This is a genomic window from Pleomorphomonas sp. T1.2MG-36 (assembly GCF_950100655.1).
Taxonomy (GTDB): domain Bacteria; phylum Pseudomonadota; class Alphaproteobacteria; order Rhizobiales; family Pleomorphomonadaceae; genus Pleomorphomonas.
Genome location: NZ_CATNLY010000054.1, coordinates 89,384 through 104,877, shown reverse-complemented (window position 1 = coordinate 104,877; position 15,494 = coordinate 89,384). Strand labels below are relative to the sequence as shown.

The following is a 15,494-nucleotide window of genomic DNA, read 5'->3' as shown; positions in this document are numbered from 1 at the left end:
GGGCGCGGTTGGTGTCGTTGGGTCGGGAGGCAGGGTGGCCGTGACGGCGGGAGGGTGACGCACCGGCGGCAATGAGCGTGCCGAGGAGGTACCGACCGCCAGCGTCGATCTCTGACGATCATGCGGCGAAGCCCCCAGGCGGCCTCTCTTTTGGGCTGGTCTGGCGCCGGCCCGGCCTTGGCCTGCAACGGCTCCGCCGACCTTCTTCCCCTGACCGCGAGCGGTCATTCCTCGCGAACCAACAAGCTCGGCTGCCGCCGTCCTGCGCTGCCGCTACGGCCCCCAAGGGGTGCAGCCGTCCGGTCCGGCGCCTCTCGACCGCCATCGAGGTCGCATCGGGCGGCTTCGGGCAACTCTCAGGAGATACGACAATGGCTCAGATCGGCACCTTCACCCGCGACGACAACGGCGCTTTTGCCGGCACGATCAAGACCCTCACCCTAAACGTCAAGGCCACCATCAAGCCCTGCGACCGCGACAACGACAAGGCGCCCGACTATCGCGTCACCGCCAACGGCGTCGAGTTCGGAGCCGGCTGGAGCCGGACCGCCCGCGAGACGGGCGCCGAATACCTCTCGCTCAAGCTCGACGATCCGTCCTTCACCGCCCCGGTCTACGCCTCCCTCGTTCAGGGCGACAAGGGCGAGCACAGGCTCATCTGGTCACGATGACTGGCCAACGGCGCTCCGCTCACGGCGGGGCGCCCGCCTTCCAAGCCCCGAAATTATGCGGAGCAGAACCCGCCGGAACCGGCGGAAAACCAAGCCTTACAGGCCAACACTCCACATAATCCCGCTCTCCGCATAATCAACATTGCCGGCTGCGTAGATGCGGTAGTGCGGCCCCTTGTCCGAAGGGTTGTCGACGCGCTGGAAGCGGGCCTTGACGTTGAGCGTCAGCGTGCGGATCGAACCGGTGAAGCCGTTGTCGGAGGCGGTGAAAGAACCGATGGTCGCCATGATGGTGTTCCTTTTCGCGTGTCTCGGGCCGCTCCCTTCGCGGCCTCGATGGCAGTCAAAAAGACCGGGGACGATCGAACCGCACTCGTCAGAGCCGGAACGCATGTGGAGGGCGGACGGACAAAGCTTTCTTGTCCCGCGAGGAATGCGAACCTGTGAGCAGGGGAAGAAAGTTTTGGACGAGCCGTTGCGGGAAGACGATCGAGGCGAAGCCGTGCTCCGGTCAGACATGCCATATCGAGCCCGCTGAAGCGTCGGCCAGCAGACGAGAAAGGAACAGAATGCGTCAAAGGCAATTCGGCATTGCTTCCGCCGTCGAGGCTCACATTGAAGCGCTGCTCCTCAAGCGAACAAACGTCCGATAGCCCGACCGCATGGGCATTCATATGGGCGCGCGATCAAACGTCGCGGTAGCCGGCAGAGAGACGACATCCGCCAGAAGGCCGGACACACAAGGAAGGGACCGAGGTTCAAAGACGCGTGCACCGGGCTCCGAGGAAGGCAGATTCACAGCGCGCAGCGGGGTCAGGCGAGGCCATACCAGGTTCCCCGCCCGGCGCCATGTTGCGACAGATGACCATGTTCCGTCAGCACTCTTATGTGGTCCTTCACCGTGTTCCTGCTCGCGCCCGTTATCCGTGTTGCTTCCATGACAGTCACCCTCCCTCGCTCCCGCGCTAGCTCAAGAATCGCGATCGAAAGCTCCGGCAAATCACCGAGAACGATTCGCTCGCGCTCGATCTTGTGTTCAAGCCGCCGTTTCTGAAGCTGAAGGCTGCGCAGGAAGAACTCGAGCCAGGGGTTCCAATCCGGCTGGGCGCTGCGGATGGTACCCTGTGTGCGGCGAAGGGCGAGGTAGTAGCCTTCCTTGTTCTGCTCAATGACGCTTTCCAATGAACTGTACGGCACATAGGCGTAGCCAGCACGCAGAAGCAGGAGAGTTGTCAAGACCCGGGACAGGCGTCCATTGCCATCCTGAAACGGATGGATCTCAAGAAAGACGACGATGAATACGGCGACCATCAACAGCGGATGTAGAGCTTTATCAATCTCGCGGGCATGCACCCAATCAACAAGCTCACTCATCAACCGCGGGGTATCGAAGGGTGACGCCGTGGCAAATACAATGCCAAGGCTCTGGCCTCTTTCATCGAACGCTTCGACATGGTTGGCCAGCGACTTCCATTCGCCACGATGACGCTCATCTTTGGATGAGTGAATCAGAAGGTCGCGATGAAGCTGGCGGATATGGTTCTCTGTCGGCGGGACCACGTCGTAGGCCGAAAATACCGTCTCCATGACTTCGGCATAGCCAGCGACTTCCTGCTCGTCGCGCGTGACAAAGGAACCGATTTTCAGGTTAGAGAGCAACTTCTCAACGTCACGATCACTCAGCTTCGCCCCTTCGATGCGAGTTGACGATCCGATACTTTCGATCGTGGCTACACGGCGCAGGCTCGACAACCGGTCGGGCGCGATACGACCAAGCGCTCGCCAAGCACCCTTGAACTCATCGATCTCCGCTATCAGGGACAGAATGTCCGCCGTGATCCGCACGGTCGATGTGTCAAAGACCATCATCCATTATTCCATCCATTTCCATCCAAATACCTGTAGCGCCTCCCTCACCCATTTGTCCATCCATTTCCATCCGATAAGGTTCGCTGCCGTCATAGAAGAAGACAGAGAGTGCACAACGGACCTGAGGAGTCGCAGAAAACGTCACGCCGCATACTGCTCTTCCGTCATCTCCCCCTGCAGGCCATGCAGATAGGCAACGGCACTCTGGGCTTGCGCCGCCGCCGAGAAGATCGCCCGTCGGTCATCGCCGAGCACCTTCAGCCAGGACTGAAGGTAAGCCGCATGATCCGGGCGAGGTTCCAGTTCCGGCACGATGCCGAGATCGGCGCAGAGAAAACAGCTTCCAAGCTCGGCGATCAGCTCCTCGCGCGCCCGCTCGCTCCGGTCCTTGGCATAGCGGCTGAGATCACGGTTGACCCGATGGTGCGCCGCAGTCCAGTGGACGGCCTCATGGCTGAGGGTCGCCACGAAAGAGTCAGCGTCACGGAAGGCCGGCAGCGGCGGCATCTGAATGTGGTCCGTTGCCGGGGCATAGAAGGCCCTATCCCCGCCATAGCGGATGTCGGCTTTGGTCTGAGCAAAAAAGCGATCCGCGCGCTCGCAGCCGCGCATCGGCTCGGCGACGGGCTCGGCCTCTCGGGTGTAGAAATGCTCGGGCAACCCATCGACCTGAGCGACGTTGAAGACCGAATAGGCCTTCAGGAACGGAATCTCCCGGTCGATCTCTTCGCCGCCCGCGCCAAGCTCGGTCTTGGTGAAGCGACTGGCAAAGACGACGGTCGCGCCCACCTCGCCTTTCCGCACGGCACCGCCGAGTTCGAGCGCTTGGCGAAACGTCATCCACATCGGCATGGTGAAGCCGCGCGCCACCGCCTCCGACCACAGCAACAGCACATTCATGCCGGAATAGGGCATTCCATTGTGCCGCAGAGGGCGCGTGACCCGGCCCACAACATTGCTGGCCTTCCACGGCTGCATCCACGGCCGCACGCCGCGCTCAAGGTCCGCGACAATCCTGGTGGTGATCCGAGTGTAGATGTCGCCGCGCGGTTGGTCCTTCTGTCCACTCATTTCCTGGTCCCTTCATCATTTTTCCGGGGCTCCGCGTCCATCGCGGCCCTGCCACGAGGCGCGTTGGACGCCGGAGCGATCAGGGGAGCGGCGCACCCGCAGTCGCCCTTGTCGAAAGTGTAGAACCAGGTTGACGGGCCGGACCGAAGCGGAGGACGGCGAAAGCCGTTGCGCCGTACCCCGGCTCCGGCACAACAAGCGCCGGACGGGGCTGCGATGAACCGGTCTCAAGACCGTTTTCGGCCGCGACCAAAGGTCGTGCCGACGCAAAAGAGCCGGAAACGCCAAGCGTTCCGACTCAATACGGGGATGGTAAAAGTCGGAGGCGGGACCTTTCGGCCTCGCCCAGATGTCGGGAGCTTCAGCCGAAGACGGCCATCTGCACTGCGGCCGCCTTGCGGTCCAGTGTCGGCGCGGACGGATCGGCCGGGCGCTCGAAAGGCTTCCAGCGCTCGCCGACCACTTGCTCGTAGGCGGCAACCGCACCCTCGGCCGCCATGCGCAGAGCGTGCGCCTGTAGACCCATGTCGGCAGCGAATTCCCGTTTGCGCTGGGCAGGACCATCAAAGCCGACGGGACCGTCGACGTCTTCGTCGCGGGCGTCGCAGGCCGCCTTGGCGGTTGCATCGCGCGCCTCGGTGACAGCGCGGGAATAGAACTGACCGGCACCATGGGCCGAGCCGACATAGGCGCCGACGATCCGCTGCAGATGGATCTGCATGGCGCGCTCCTTGAGACCCTCGGAGAGCGCCGACGCCGTTTCGGCGATCAGCTGCAAGTGGGTGTCGCGGATGCCATCGCTGTCGAGAAGGGGAAGGCCGAAACTCGAGGAGATGCGTGCGGCCTGGGTGGTGTCGGGACAGGCGAGGCGGACCATTTCGAGGGTGGTTCCCTTGTGGAGCGGAACGACCTTGGAAGCGGGGCGGGAGGCGGTTGCGGGCTTGGCCATTTTGGAAAACTCCTGTCTTTGAGGCTCCTCGGGATCTTGACCGGCCCCTGCCGGCTGCCCCTCGGTGCGGTCAAAAAGAACCGTCGCGAGGACGGTCGTTTTCAGAGGTTCCGGTCCTGCGCGGCGAGCGAAGCGGGCTTGCGAGGGGCGAGGTTGGCCAAAGCCAGCCTCAGGCGCCTGAGCGGGTTCGCTTTGCGAGCGAGCTGGACTGGACCGCAACGCGGCGCCACGCGACCTTGAAACGACCGGCCGACGGTTCAAGACCGCCCGAAACCGAGGGGTTGCCCGGCAGGGGGGCTCAATGTCCAGATGCCCAAACAGGAGACTGGGAAAAGCCCAAGATCGCCCGCCCGGAGGCACGACCGGTGACATCCAAAGCGAAGGGACCAACCCGAGTACGCTCGCCCTCCACGTTCAACACCAGCTCCCGCCAGGTCCGCCCCTCATGCCGCCCTCCCCTGCTCCGCACACAAGGCCGGCACCTCAAACGGACACGCCGCCAGAAACCTTCCGGCGGCGCGGGTTCGTTCGGAGAAAGGGAACTGGAGCGGCCGGATTACTCCGCAGCGACCGACCAAGGCTCGTCAGCCAGCTCGTCCGTCAATTCGTCATCAGCGGAGCCAACGTCTCCGTCGATGCTCTCCGGGGAACCGAGCGCCCCACCCGAGGGAACGACATCGCTCTCGTCCTCATGGGGCATGTCACGGAAGCTGCCGTCGGATGGTCCGCGCCAACCGGCGATCTCCGCCGCGCCGACCGCGAACAACGCCGATGGGTGAACGAAGCGATCGCTCTTGAAATGGTCGACCAGCGCGGCACGCGTCTCCCGGACTTTGGCGCGCGGCAGAACCGGCGTCTCCTGGCAGCACCGTTCCAGCGCGGGACGCGACAGGCAGGCGAGGAAGTCCTCGGTCCCCATGTTGGGCAGAAAGCGGTCAGCTCCGATGGCCTGACCGGCAAGGCGGGCGACAAGACCGCTGTTGGTGCGGTTCTCGCGTACCGAGAACACGTCGATCAGCGCCGAACGGGCAGCGACACGCAAGGTGCCCGGTTCAGGATCGAGCCCACCATCCTCCCCAACCAATCGGGCCGCGTGCCGCCTCATGCGGGCAAAGCCATAGACACCGTCGGAGGCGCCCGACTGCACTGACACATTGGTGCCGGCGAGCGCCAGCACCAGGAGAGCCATCAGCGTGTCGTCCTCGATGGGAGCGCGGGCAAGCGCTTCGTGCAGCGCATTGGTGCGCAGGTCGCCGATCATCTCGACGCCTTTGCGCGTCACGTCGGGACGCGACCTAGTGGCAACATGCTCGTCGGCCCCGATCCCCGAATCCGAGGTCCCGTTCGCCTGGCCCTTGGCCTTCTTCGGCTCCGCTATCCGGAAATATGTTGTCTGCACCTTGCCGTCGCGGTCGATGTAGAGCGCGGCACGGTCGCCCTTGCCGGGCTTGCCATAAACGCGCTCGGCCTTGAGCGGCAGCGATGCCTGACCGTAATTGTTCACCTCGGCGACCAGACCGCCTTTCGGCAGGTTGGCCGTCATCCACTCCTGCTGAGCGCCGAGGAAGGCCTCGACATTGGTGGTGTAGCGGCTGTCCTCGTCGGCCGGCGCGAACAGGTCCTCCAGCCATTCGATGCCATAGGCCCGGGCAAGCTCGTCGCCGAAGCTAGCATCCCGCGCGTATAGGCGCTTCTTGGTCAGCGCGTTGGCCAGACTCCACCAGGAGACCTGCGGGTCGCCCTTTTTCGGCTTGTGTGCCTTCCAGACCTCGCGCTGTTCTTCGAGCGAAGCCGCCGCGATGGTGCGCAGCTGCTGCTCGTTCGGCATGTCGCCCTTGGCCATCTGCTCGAGCATCGCCGGCAGCACATTGGCAAGCAGCCGCAGTTTGCGGATCTGGCGCACCGGCAGCGCCAGCGCGACGCCGATGGCTTCCTCGGTCCAGCCGAGCGCGACGAGACGCTCGACGGCCCGCCACTGATCGACCGGGTTCAGCACCTCGCGCGCGATGTTTTCCACCATCGACCGCATGGCGCCGTTGTCATTGGCTGCCTCGTCCACCAGCACGGTGATTTCCGTGAGGCCGGCGACGATCGCCTGGGCGACGCGCCGGTGGCCAGAGTTGATGACGTAGCCATTGCCGCCCTCCCCTTGAGGGACAATGACCGGCGGCTGGACGATGCCGACCTGGCGGATGGTGGCCAGCAGCAGGGCGTTGGCCTGCGGGCTGGATTTGGTCTGGCGCGTACGATCAGGATTTTCCTTGAGCGCGCGCGGATCGACAGTCATGAGGCGCATGGGTTCGTTCCTTTGCCGGAGGTTTGCGAACCGGGGTCCCTTTCCCGGTCCTCTTCCGTCTTCTTCTCGAAGACACCTCCAGCACCCGCGGAACGGGCGAGCCGGCACAAAGGCGGCTGAGCATCCCTGCCCGGCCGGACAAGCAGGGCTTTCAGCCCTTGCGCAAGACGACGGGCCGGGATCGCGTCAGGCCGCGTTTGAGCGACAGCGTTGCCGGAGCGGCCGCTCTGCGAGGGAGCTTTCTCTAGGCCTTCTTCCCCTTCCCGTCTTGCTTCAATGACGTTTGCATTTGGGAGCGAAAGCCGCTTTAGGTGCCAAATCCGGCGCTTTGGGTTATCAGGAAACGACGCAAGGGACCGGGCATCACTGTGCAGCCTGACGAACGACCGAGATTGGCCGGAGACAGACAATCCGGATTCTGGAAGTGAGGATCAATAAGCTGCCGTTGAGCGCTCGGTAGCCCCGGCGTTGGCTACCGACCACATTGCTGCCATTGGCGCATCCCTCCAGCAAGGATCGCTTCTGGGCCCATACCGGACTCTTGCATAGTCCGGTATGGGAATCTCAGCGCGCTCTGACAAAGGCGGACTGATAGGGACTGAGACCCATCTCAGATTTTTCGACGTCGTCGAGACAAAACGTTGAACCGGAAACGTATTCTAGACCTCGCGCCCCATGAAGCCTGCGAAGCAGTTCGGCGACGACAAGGGCAGCGGCGATAAGGCCCACGAATGGAACGCCAACCGTGCGGGAGGCAAGCTGCGCCAAGCCACAGGCGCCGACACCCGCCTTCCTTAGAGCATCATATGCGGGCATGGATGAGACATCGACCGTCTCACCATGTTGTTGCCGCCCCCAGATGCGGTCGGGCGTTAGCGATGACGGGAAGCTGTGCATTGAGAAATTACGGAAGCCGCCAGGACCGGCACCAAGGCCAGCCTCGACGATAAGGTCAAAGCCCGGCTTGTCGAGCTCCGATCGCGCCAAGGCATTGTCGACGCCGCATAGAGCCACGCCAGGATCGTGCGGCCCGCGAACGATCCATCGGCCAAACCTGCGCTCTTCAATCAGCGTACGGAAACCGATCTGCTCAAGCCACTGTGAAACAACCCTGGTCTTCTTCTGACCGACGAGGGACCGTGACGACAACAGCGACGTGCTGTCATTCGACTCGGCCATTTCATCGAAGTCTTGAAGAAGCAGCTCAACTTGGCTGCGGTCGGCATAAGGCAGGCAGGCCAGTAGCCACGAGATTGCCTGGCCGAGGTTGCCCAGACCGATCAACCAGAGGCGTGACGGCAAGTACGAAAGCTCGGGTTCGCTGGCGTCCTGCTCCAACCAATTACGCGTGGGATCCCAAAGGGACAGACCGACTGGTCTGCGCCCAGCCATGACATGATCGGCCGCATGCCATGCGAAGGCCTCTGCGGCGCAGGCGGCAGCAGCGATGGCAGGCGCGAGCGGATTGGCGCTGTCTTCGGTGAGATAATTCGGGTCGCGAAGAGGCGTGACACCTCCACGCCAGCCCTGCCAGGTCAGCCGCCACCCGTTGACGGTATCAAGCGAACGCGAGGTGTGGGTGCCTATCACGGCGACAGGCCAGGTCGCATGCGCCTCCAATGTGGGGCGGCCACCGAAATCAATAATAGCTTCAGACAAGGACGCTCCCTGCGCCAGCGGCGTGAGAGATGGAGCATCCTCGGCGCCGACAACCTCGACTCCACCGAGAAAGGTTCTGCGGGCCAGGTTGACCAAAGTTAGCAAGGCGATCTGGTGAGCGGCAGAGTGATAGACTTCCTGTCCCACCCAGATGCTAAGGCCGAAGCCGCTCAGTATCGCCATGGCATCGTCGTGAGTTTGGGCGCGACCGCTATCCATAAAGTATTTTGCAGTGCGATGAAGATTGGTGTGATCGAGAGTGATGCTCATGGTCAGCTCCAAAAGCCATAGTAGACGAAGCTCCGTCGGGCCGCGCTTCGATCGTTCCAGCGATGGTCGCCGAGATACTCGTAGAACCCGAGTTGCTTGTGTTCGATCGGCGGTGACGCAAAGTTCGGAATGATGATGGCGATGTGACCAGCGCGCGCGACCATTGGGTTCTTCCGATCAGACTCGCTCTGAAACGCGGCGCCAGGATGCGTATGCATGTCGGCGACGACAGTGAGCTTCTGTTCCCGACAGATCGCCCACAGTTTTGAGAAACTGTCGGCCTTCAGGACGCAGACGCCGGAGGCATAAGCGCTTCCGTCGAGATCGTCGTAGAAGATCGCGCTGACGGCTTCGAAGCGTCTGCCCTCTTGGCGACCGAGAAGAAAGGCGCCCGACTCGTGCTGTCGCCGTCCGCGGGCATGAAGGTTTCGTATGACATCACGCCAGAGCGTTTTGGGCACATTGAGCTTGTAGTTAGGCGCCACGAACGCCCGAATAGTCCTCTTGATTGAAAAGGTCATGGATTTGCTCCAGGTAGCAGACGATGCCTCGCGCCGGCTGCCACAGTCGGTTGGGATGTTCATGAATCCAGTTCGGATGGCCGTCGAAGGACAGGCGATCGCATGGCAGATAGAGGCACAGGCCGCCCTTCCACTCGGGTCTGAAGACGGAGGGCACGATGGCTCGGCCGACCGGCCATTGTGCCGCTGCCAGTGGCGCGGATTTTGCTACATCCCACGGTTGCGCCGTCGGCGCAGTCTCACGATATCCGGCGCAATCGAAGCGAAAGCCGTATTCGGTCGGCGCGTTGGGACGCTCGGCAGCCGACACGGCGATGATAACATGCGGCCAGTGGGTTTCGATGTGGTGCCACTTCCCTTCGATCTGTCCGCACCGAAAGGTTGGCGCGGACAGATCTGCTTCGAGAAGCAGGCGGTCGGGTTGGACAGCCTGGTTCATGTTCACCCCTCCACGCGCTTCTCGGGAACGAGGTCGAAGCAAACAGAGCACTCGTGGCCAGAGACCAACTCGGCCAGCGGGGTGTCGGTCGGTGGCTGCGTGTTGGTATTGCAGAGCCGAAGGACATGCTCGCCTGCATCCGTGGCGTTGATGTGGAAGTGGCTCACGGCCCACTTCTTCACCGCGCGAACGCGCTTGCCGGGGGCGAAGATGTGGTCGGCGCTCTGGTCGAGATAGTTCACAGTCACCTTGATCTTCTTGCAACGCGTGACATGAATGCGGGCACCGTGCTTCAGCTCCTTGATTGGAGCCATCCGGTTCTTGGTCTCGGCCTCGTCAGCCTCGTCGATGAAGATCTCCATGTCGTCAGACACATCGATGCCCAGTTCTTTCAGGGCATCGTGGAGTCCGCCAACAGTGATGGGAGTAGTGATTTCCAAATCGGAAATGCCAAGCTTACCCTGAACTTGGACAAAAATATTCGCCTTCGTCATCGCTTTTCTCCTGGGTGAGGGCCAACAGGCGGCCCTTACTGGTAAAGCGAACGCAGGAGCGAAAATTCGGAAGTGGCCTAGCTGGCGATGCCGTTGACGAAGTCGCAGGTAAAGTAGCATTGACAGTTCGGGCAGCCGCGGGTGTCGTTGGGCTTGGTACCGAAGATGCCCTGCTCGATGGCGCCGATGGCATCGGCGTACTCGTCCAGAAGCTTTTGATCGTTCCGGGCCATGACAGGTACGATTTCGCGCGTCGCCAGATACAGCGTCTCGATGGATATTGTTGTGCCGGGATATCTAGCGCCCGCGCCATGACGCAGGAGCGCATAGATGCGATTGTCGGCTTCGCTCTTAGAGCGTCGTCCTGTGCGAACCCGTTGAACACGCACGCGTCCATCTGGCTCTATCAGGACGCGATCTGGAGTGAGCGTTATTGTCTTGCCTGCGAAATCGATACTCCACTCATCTGTATCATACTGGCCAACCTCGCTATTGGTGATATCCGCCATGCGTTCGACCATAGCCTCTGCCGACGCTCGATAGTACGGCTCGAAGCCATGCCCATTCGGGCCGCGCGCAGTCCATTCCTCTCGTAGGTGCGCAAGCGCCATTTCGCGAGTAATGGCAGTGCCCGAGGTTCGCTGAGAGCCTAGCCACGCAATGGTACGGAACACGCACCGATGAAAGTTCAGGTAAGGCGAGTCGTCCCGGAACACGCGAAGGCCATCGACGGCTTCACTTTGATATCGACGCGCACATTGAAGGTACAAACTGAGCTCCCGCTCTTCGTAACGGCTGCGTGTCGCCAACGGAACCATAATGGGAGCATTTGGCGGAGGAAGACCGCTAGATGCGCATCTGCGCGCCGGTGCTAGGCCGTTTATGGAGGCCAGAAATTTCGACGGGCTGGCGCTTTGCGCTGCGCTGTATCGCTCGGCGCGACTAAGGAAGAGGTAATCTTGCGCACGGGACAGGGCGACAAAGAACAGACATTCCTCCTCCGCGTCATGCTCATCTGAGGATCGAGCCAGCTGAGGCAAGGTTGGAGGAGGAGGGCAGCGTGTTCCCTGACGGCTGGAAGGCATATAACGGGTAGCCAGCGCCGGAAGATGCACAGCCTTAAATTCAAGACCTTTGCTCCCGTGAATGGTCATAACCCGAACACCATCCATGTCAGACGCTTCGGAGGAAATCGCCCGATAAACTCGATCATCATCGAGCGCTTCGATACGCCGAATCCGGGCCAAGAACTGCTTGCGCTTGTTTATGCCCGCCTCGGCGGCCTCACCACATACTTTCAGAATCTGATAGATCGCGATGAGCTTTTGCTGAGCCTGGGCATGATTGGCGACGAGCATTTTCGATAGATAGGAACTTCGTTCGAAAAGCCATGTCGTCAACAATACCCAGGGCGAAGTATGCGGCCCCATATCCCGGAGGTGAAAGCCGAGAAGCCCCAGTCCGACCTTGCCGTGCTCGGATACATCCTTAATCTCATCGGTGCGACGCAGGGCTTCAAAAACTGAAATATCCTGGGAAGCTGCCCACGCTATGACGGCTAGAGCATCGGCCTTGGAGGCGTTGTATTCGCTAAGCTGGGCCACGCGCACCAGACCGACGGCGCCAGGTTCTGCGTCGATGGATAGAAGCGAGAGCAAGTCGCGGATTTCCGCTCGCTCAAACAGATCTCCGAGGTAGAGGAGCGGCACACCGAGCTGTTCGAGCACGCTTGTGACGCGTGCCAGCGTGAGATGGCTTCGCGCTAATATGACCTGATCTCGATATGCTATTCCCTGTGCCCGCATTTCCTCGATATGGTCGCGGACGGCAGTGGCCTCCTCGACGACAGTTGGCGCTTGAATTTGCGAAACAGCGCCAACTTGCCCTCGGTTCGGAACCCAGCTCGATCCGCCTGGCGCAGATCGCATCGTTCTGGCAAATGTCTGAAAGCTTCGCACGACGGGAGCGCCGGACCTATAATTCACGCCCAGAGAGCGCTGTTGCCCAGAAAATTCGGTTGTGAACTGCTGAACGTTGCTCGGCGCAGCGCCTCGAAAGCGATAGATTGACTGCCGCTGGTCGGCGACGACCCAGATATCCGCCTGGGCCTTGCACAATGCCTTCAATAGCCGCGCGCTAGCGAGATTCACATCCTGAAATTCATCGACCAGGATGTGGTCGAAGCGAGCATGATACTCGGCACGAATATCAGGATTGTCGTTGAGGAGATTGGTGGCGTGAAGTACGAGATCGCCGAAATCAACAGCGTCCGCCTTTTCAAGCTCCTCCTCGTATATTCTGTAGATTGCAGCAATCTCCAGCGCTTTGTCGGCCGCTTCATTCTCCTCCTCGGATCGCGCCGCAGCTTTGGCAGCCTTTGCTTCCGCGTGATACAAATCTGGAGATATTAGCTCGTCCTTGCACCGTGATATGGCGCGCAGAACGTGAACAAGTTCATAGGCGGGCTCATAGAGGTTCTGAAAATGATAAAGTGGGAGCCGCGTAAGATTATCTTCTAGCAGAGCCAACTGTCCGGCTTCGTCAAGTATCCTCACGTTCCCTGTGCGCTTAATACGACCAGGATATTTCGTAACCAACTCCAACCCGAACGCATGGAACGTCCCAGTCCACATTTCGATACTGGCATCGACATTGTCCGCGGCGATGCGCTCGCGCATTTCCTCAGCGGCCTTGTTCGAAAAGGTCAGTGCCAATATGGATGCCGGGGAAACCTTCTTCACCAGCAGCAGGTGCAGAACACGGTGCACGAGCGTCCTCGTCTTCCCAGTCCCTGGTCCTGCATCGACTAGCAACGGTCCTTGGTCCCATAGTGCCGCTTCTCGCTGACTTGGGTCGAGTTCGTAAATAACGCCCTCTTCGGCGTCGGGAGACGGACGCAAAGGCGGTAGTAAAAGCGCTCTGACGGTCTGGTTCGTGACCAGGCTATTAGGTAAGCCAAGTTCGCTCGCGATATCGGAAGGCTTGCGACCCTTATCGACAATTTCGCTACGAAGCCAATCGCTCGGACACAAAAACTCGCCTGCGAAGACGTCGGCCTGTACTTCCTTTCGCTCGCGTGGAGAATAGCCTTCCACACGACCAGCTCCAGAATCGATCGGGTCGCCTCCAAGGCCGTGGGCCACCGCCGTTACTTCATTGCGCGGGTCTTTGTGAAGCCTAAAGTGACCAATCTCATGAGCAATGACGACCGCTTTCTCGGCCGCCCCTTGCCCATTAGCAATGTTGACGATCTTGCTCGCACGATCGAGAAAACCGAGAACACCCACGCTGACAATGGACCCTGGCTCGTACGGGGCGAGTTGCAGGTCATCTACTTCGAGCGCTCCCCTAATGAGTTCGGCGGCGACATAGTTGCCACCGTTTTTCTCTAGGGCCGCCAGATGTGCGGCACGGGCCTTGAGCCTAACCTCACGCCAAACGTCCATAGGATCAGTCACCGAGCCAATATTGCTTTTTTTCCGGCGTCATCTGGCTTGCGTTAATGACCTCCTCGTAGCTACGCGAATTAATTGTCATGGGACCTCGAGCCTTAGCTTGCCCCAGCTTCCTTGGACCTGACGACAACTGTTCGATCGCCATCTCTATGCATCCTCGTGAGAGATCGAGCGCATCGCATAAGGCTAAAAGGAGTCGTTCGCCAATCGGGAACCTCATGCGTCCTGCGTTCAATTCCGCCAACACCGAACGGTCGATGTCGATCTTACGTGCAAGCGCTGGAATATCCATCGCCGACGAGGAAAGGATCTCGCTCCAGGTAGGACTTTGTGTTTGATTCGCGGCCGCTTTCTGCTGTATGTCGTGAAGAATGTTCAGCGCACGGCTACGAGCCGTCGCAAGCATTGCATCGTCAGGCTCAGCGAAATCCTCCTCCGGCGCTTCAGCCAGTTCACGCTTGAACTCGGCATGCTCGCGAATGTCCTCTGCGAACTGCGGGTAACGATTCATCCAGTCCCGAACCTGCTTCTCGGACGGAACATCAGCCACTTCATTGAACGCGATTAGGACCTGATCGCGATCGGCGCTCATTATGGGGTTAGTCATTTTGACTCTCCATCGCTGTTTTCAGGAAAGTCTGAACCTCTTCGATCCACTCTCCCGCGGTCTTCGAGCTGACGCCAAGCCTTTCCGCGATCGAGGGGGTGCCCTTCTTTGTGGGACCGATAGAGATTCCCTCCATGTGCATACGAAACGCTTCGCGTTTCCTTGGGTCAGAAATTTTCTTGAGCACGCTCTCGACGTGAGCTTGCTGTTCGAGGAAATCGCCCGGCTTTGGATCAGCCGAGTCCAGTTGATCGCTTGCATTGGGCTTGTCGTCGTTCACCGGCAAAGTCGATGAGATGTATCGCGCCTTCTGCTTCTTTCTTTCTACCATCTCATCGAGAGCGCGCAGCTCAACGATGGCCTTAAAGGTCCGGCAGAGCGCCTTCCCATCCGCTGAACTCGGCGTGAGGATGGCGACAATGATCTTGTGGTGCGGCCGCCAGATGTGTTCGTCGTCCCTCTGCCAAGCAGACTTACGGATAGAGCGGCACAGCATCTTGAAGACCACTTCCGAGAGATGACCAACAAGAATCGTCAGGAGTCGCTGATTGCCATTTGGCCCGATCCGCTGGACTACCTTCACCAGATCTTCGGGGCAAAACTCGCCTAGACGCCGCGCATGCGCGATCTCCTGCCAGGCTTGCAAGTCATCGCTCGGCGGGGGCTCCTCGACCATCTTCGTACTTGAAATCATGTGGGGTTACCCGCTCAAAATGGCTTTCAATATGAATGCGAACGCAGGCTCAGAAATTCGGAAGCGACGATCCAATTTTCTTTACGAAGCCCTGATTGTAATACGCAGCAATCTTCAATTGAAGACCCAGCTCAAGCCCGCTGGTGAACTGATGGGGTTGCATTTCAACGCGAAGGACTTTCTCACGCAAGGACTGCAAGGCGCTAAGGCAATCCAAGTATCGACGCTCCTGGAAGGTAGCCAGTTCGACTGGCTCTACCGCAACTGCCGGGACATCTCCGACGACGCAGCGCATGTCAGCCACCTCGCTGAACCGCCACAATGTCGAGAACCCACGCGATTCGCCCGTTTTTGTACTCCAACAGCCAGCCAAGACCGTCTTCGCTTGCTCGCATTTGAACGGTCCTTAGCGCTCCAGCGCGATCAATCTCGACAGGTAGAAGATTAGCGATCTCCGCGTCTGCTGAAATGGGCCACAAAATTCGATCTGCGAGCACGA

The 15,494-nt window shown here is 60.3% G+C and carries 13 protein-coding genes and 1 pseudogene; 2 read left to right on the top strand and 12 right to left on the bottom strand.

All coding sequences use genetic code 11. The features are described from left to right. The first annotated feature begins 371 nt into the window (after window positions 1-371). Window positions 372-671: a DUF736 domain-containing protein gene (locus QQZ18_RS23695; protein ID WP_284543638.1), complete on the top strand. Its 300-nt coding sequence runs from the start codon at window positions 372-374 to the stop codon at window positions 669-671. A gap of 111 nt (window positions 672-782) precedes the next feature. Here QQZ18_RS23695 and QQZ18_RS23690 read toward each other — a convergent pair. The 12 genes and pseudogenes from QQZ18_RS23690 to QQZ18_RS23635 form a co-directional block, all read right to left on the bottom strand. After that, window positions 783-959, bottom strand: a pseudogene (locus QQZ18_RS23690) (DUF736 family protein); the annotation flags it as partial. 525 nt (window positions 960-1,484) lie between these two features. After that, window positions 1,485-2,540 carry a Fic family protein gene (locus QQZ18_RS23685; protein WP_284543637.1) on the bottom strand — a complete coding sequence of 352 codons (1,056 nt, stop codon included), beginning with the start codon at window positions 2,538-2,540 and terminating at the stop codon, window positions 1,485-1,487. A gap of 141 nt (window positions 2,541-2,681) precedes the next feature. Continuing rightward, window positions 2,682-3,611 (bottom strand): ArdC family protein, encoded by a 930-nt coding sequence (locus tag QQZ18_RS23680; protein ID WP_284543635.1) that lies wholly within the window; start codon window positions 3,609-3,611, stop codon window positions 2,682-2,684. A 361-nt stretch (window positions 3,612-3,972) separates the two neighbouring features. Then, window positions 3,973-4,560: a hypothetical protein gene (locus QQZ18_RS23675; RefSeq protein WP_284543633.1), complete on the bottom strand. Its 588-nt coding sequence runs from the start codon at window positions 4,558-4,560 to the stop codon at window positions 3,973-3,975. Between the two features lie 556 nt (window positions 4,561-5,116). Next, a complete protein-coding gene (locus tag QQZ18_RS23670; RefSeq protein ID WP_284543631.1) occupies window positions 5,117-6,856 on the bottom strand; it encodes a ParB/RepB/Spo0J family partition protein in 1,740 nt (579 codons plus the stop codon). Window positions 6,857-7,420: 564 nt separating this feature from the next. Next, the gene (locus tag QQZ18_RS23665; protein WP_284543630.1) at window positions 7,421-8,785 is read right to left on the bottom strand and encodes a hypothetical protein; all 1,365 of its coding nucleotides are present in this window, start codon (window positions 8,783-8,785) and stop codon (window positions 7,421-7,423) included. A 2-nt stretch (window positions 8,786-8,787) separates the two neighbouring features. Then, the gene (locus QQZ18_RS23660; protein WP_284543628.1) at window positions 8,788-9,306 is read right to left on the bottom strand and encodes a Mov34/MPN/PAD-1 family protein; all 519 of its coding nucleotides are present in this window, start codon (window positions 9,304-9,306) and stop codon (window positions 8,788-8,790) included. Then, window positions 9,260-9,745 (bottom strand): DUF7665 family protein, encoded by a 486-nt coding sequence (locus QQZ18_RS23655; protein ID WP_284543627.1) that lies wholly within the window; start codon window positions 9,743-9,745, stop codon window positions 9,260-9,262. Before QQZ18_RS23655 ends, QQZ18_RS23660 begins: the two co-directional genes overlap by 47 nt. Before the next feature lie 2 nt (window positions 9,746-9,747). Beyond that, complete coding sequence (locus tag QQZ18_RS23650) at window positions 9,748-10,239, bottom strand: hypothetical protein (RefSeq protein ID WP_284543625.1); 492 nt, start codon at window positions 10,237-10,239, stop codon at window positions 9,748-9,750. A gap of 77 nt (window positions 10,240-10,316) precedes the next feature. Then, complete coding sequence (locus QQZ18_RS23645; RefSeq protein ID WP_284543624.1) at window positions 10,317-13,697, bottom strand: ATP-dependent helicase; 3,381 nt, start codon at window positions 13,695-13,697, stop codon at window positions 10,317-10,319. Continuing rightward, a complete protein-coding gene (locus QQZ18_RS23640; RefSeq protein WP_284543623.1) occupies window positions 13,690-14,301 on the bottom strand; it encodes a hypothetical protein in 612 nt (203 codons plus the stop codon). The genes QQZ18_RS23645 and QQZ18_RS23640 overlap by 8 nt, the downstream gene beginning before the upstream one ends. Next, window positions 14,294-14,995, bottom strand: a complete 702-nt coding sequence (locus QQZ18_RS23635) for a hypothetical protein (protein ID WP_284543621.1) — start codon at window positions 14,993-14,995, stop codon at window positions 14,294-14,296. The genes QQZ18_RS23640 and QQZ18_RS23635 overlap by 8 nt, the downstream gene beginning before the upstream one ends. A 19-nt stretch (window positions 14,996-15,014) precedes the next feature. On the opposite strand from QQZ18_RS23635, the gene QQZ18_RS23630 reads away from it, so the two are divergent. Then, window positions 15,015-15,443 (top strand): hypothetical protein, encoded by a 429-nt coding sequence (locus QQZ18_RS23630; RefSeq protein WP_284543620.1) that lies wholly within the window; start codon window positions 15,015-15,017, stop codon window positions 15,441-15,443. Window positions 15,444-15,494 lie beyond the last annotated feature (51 nt).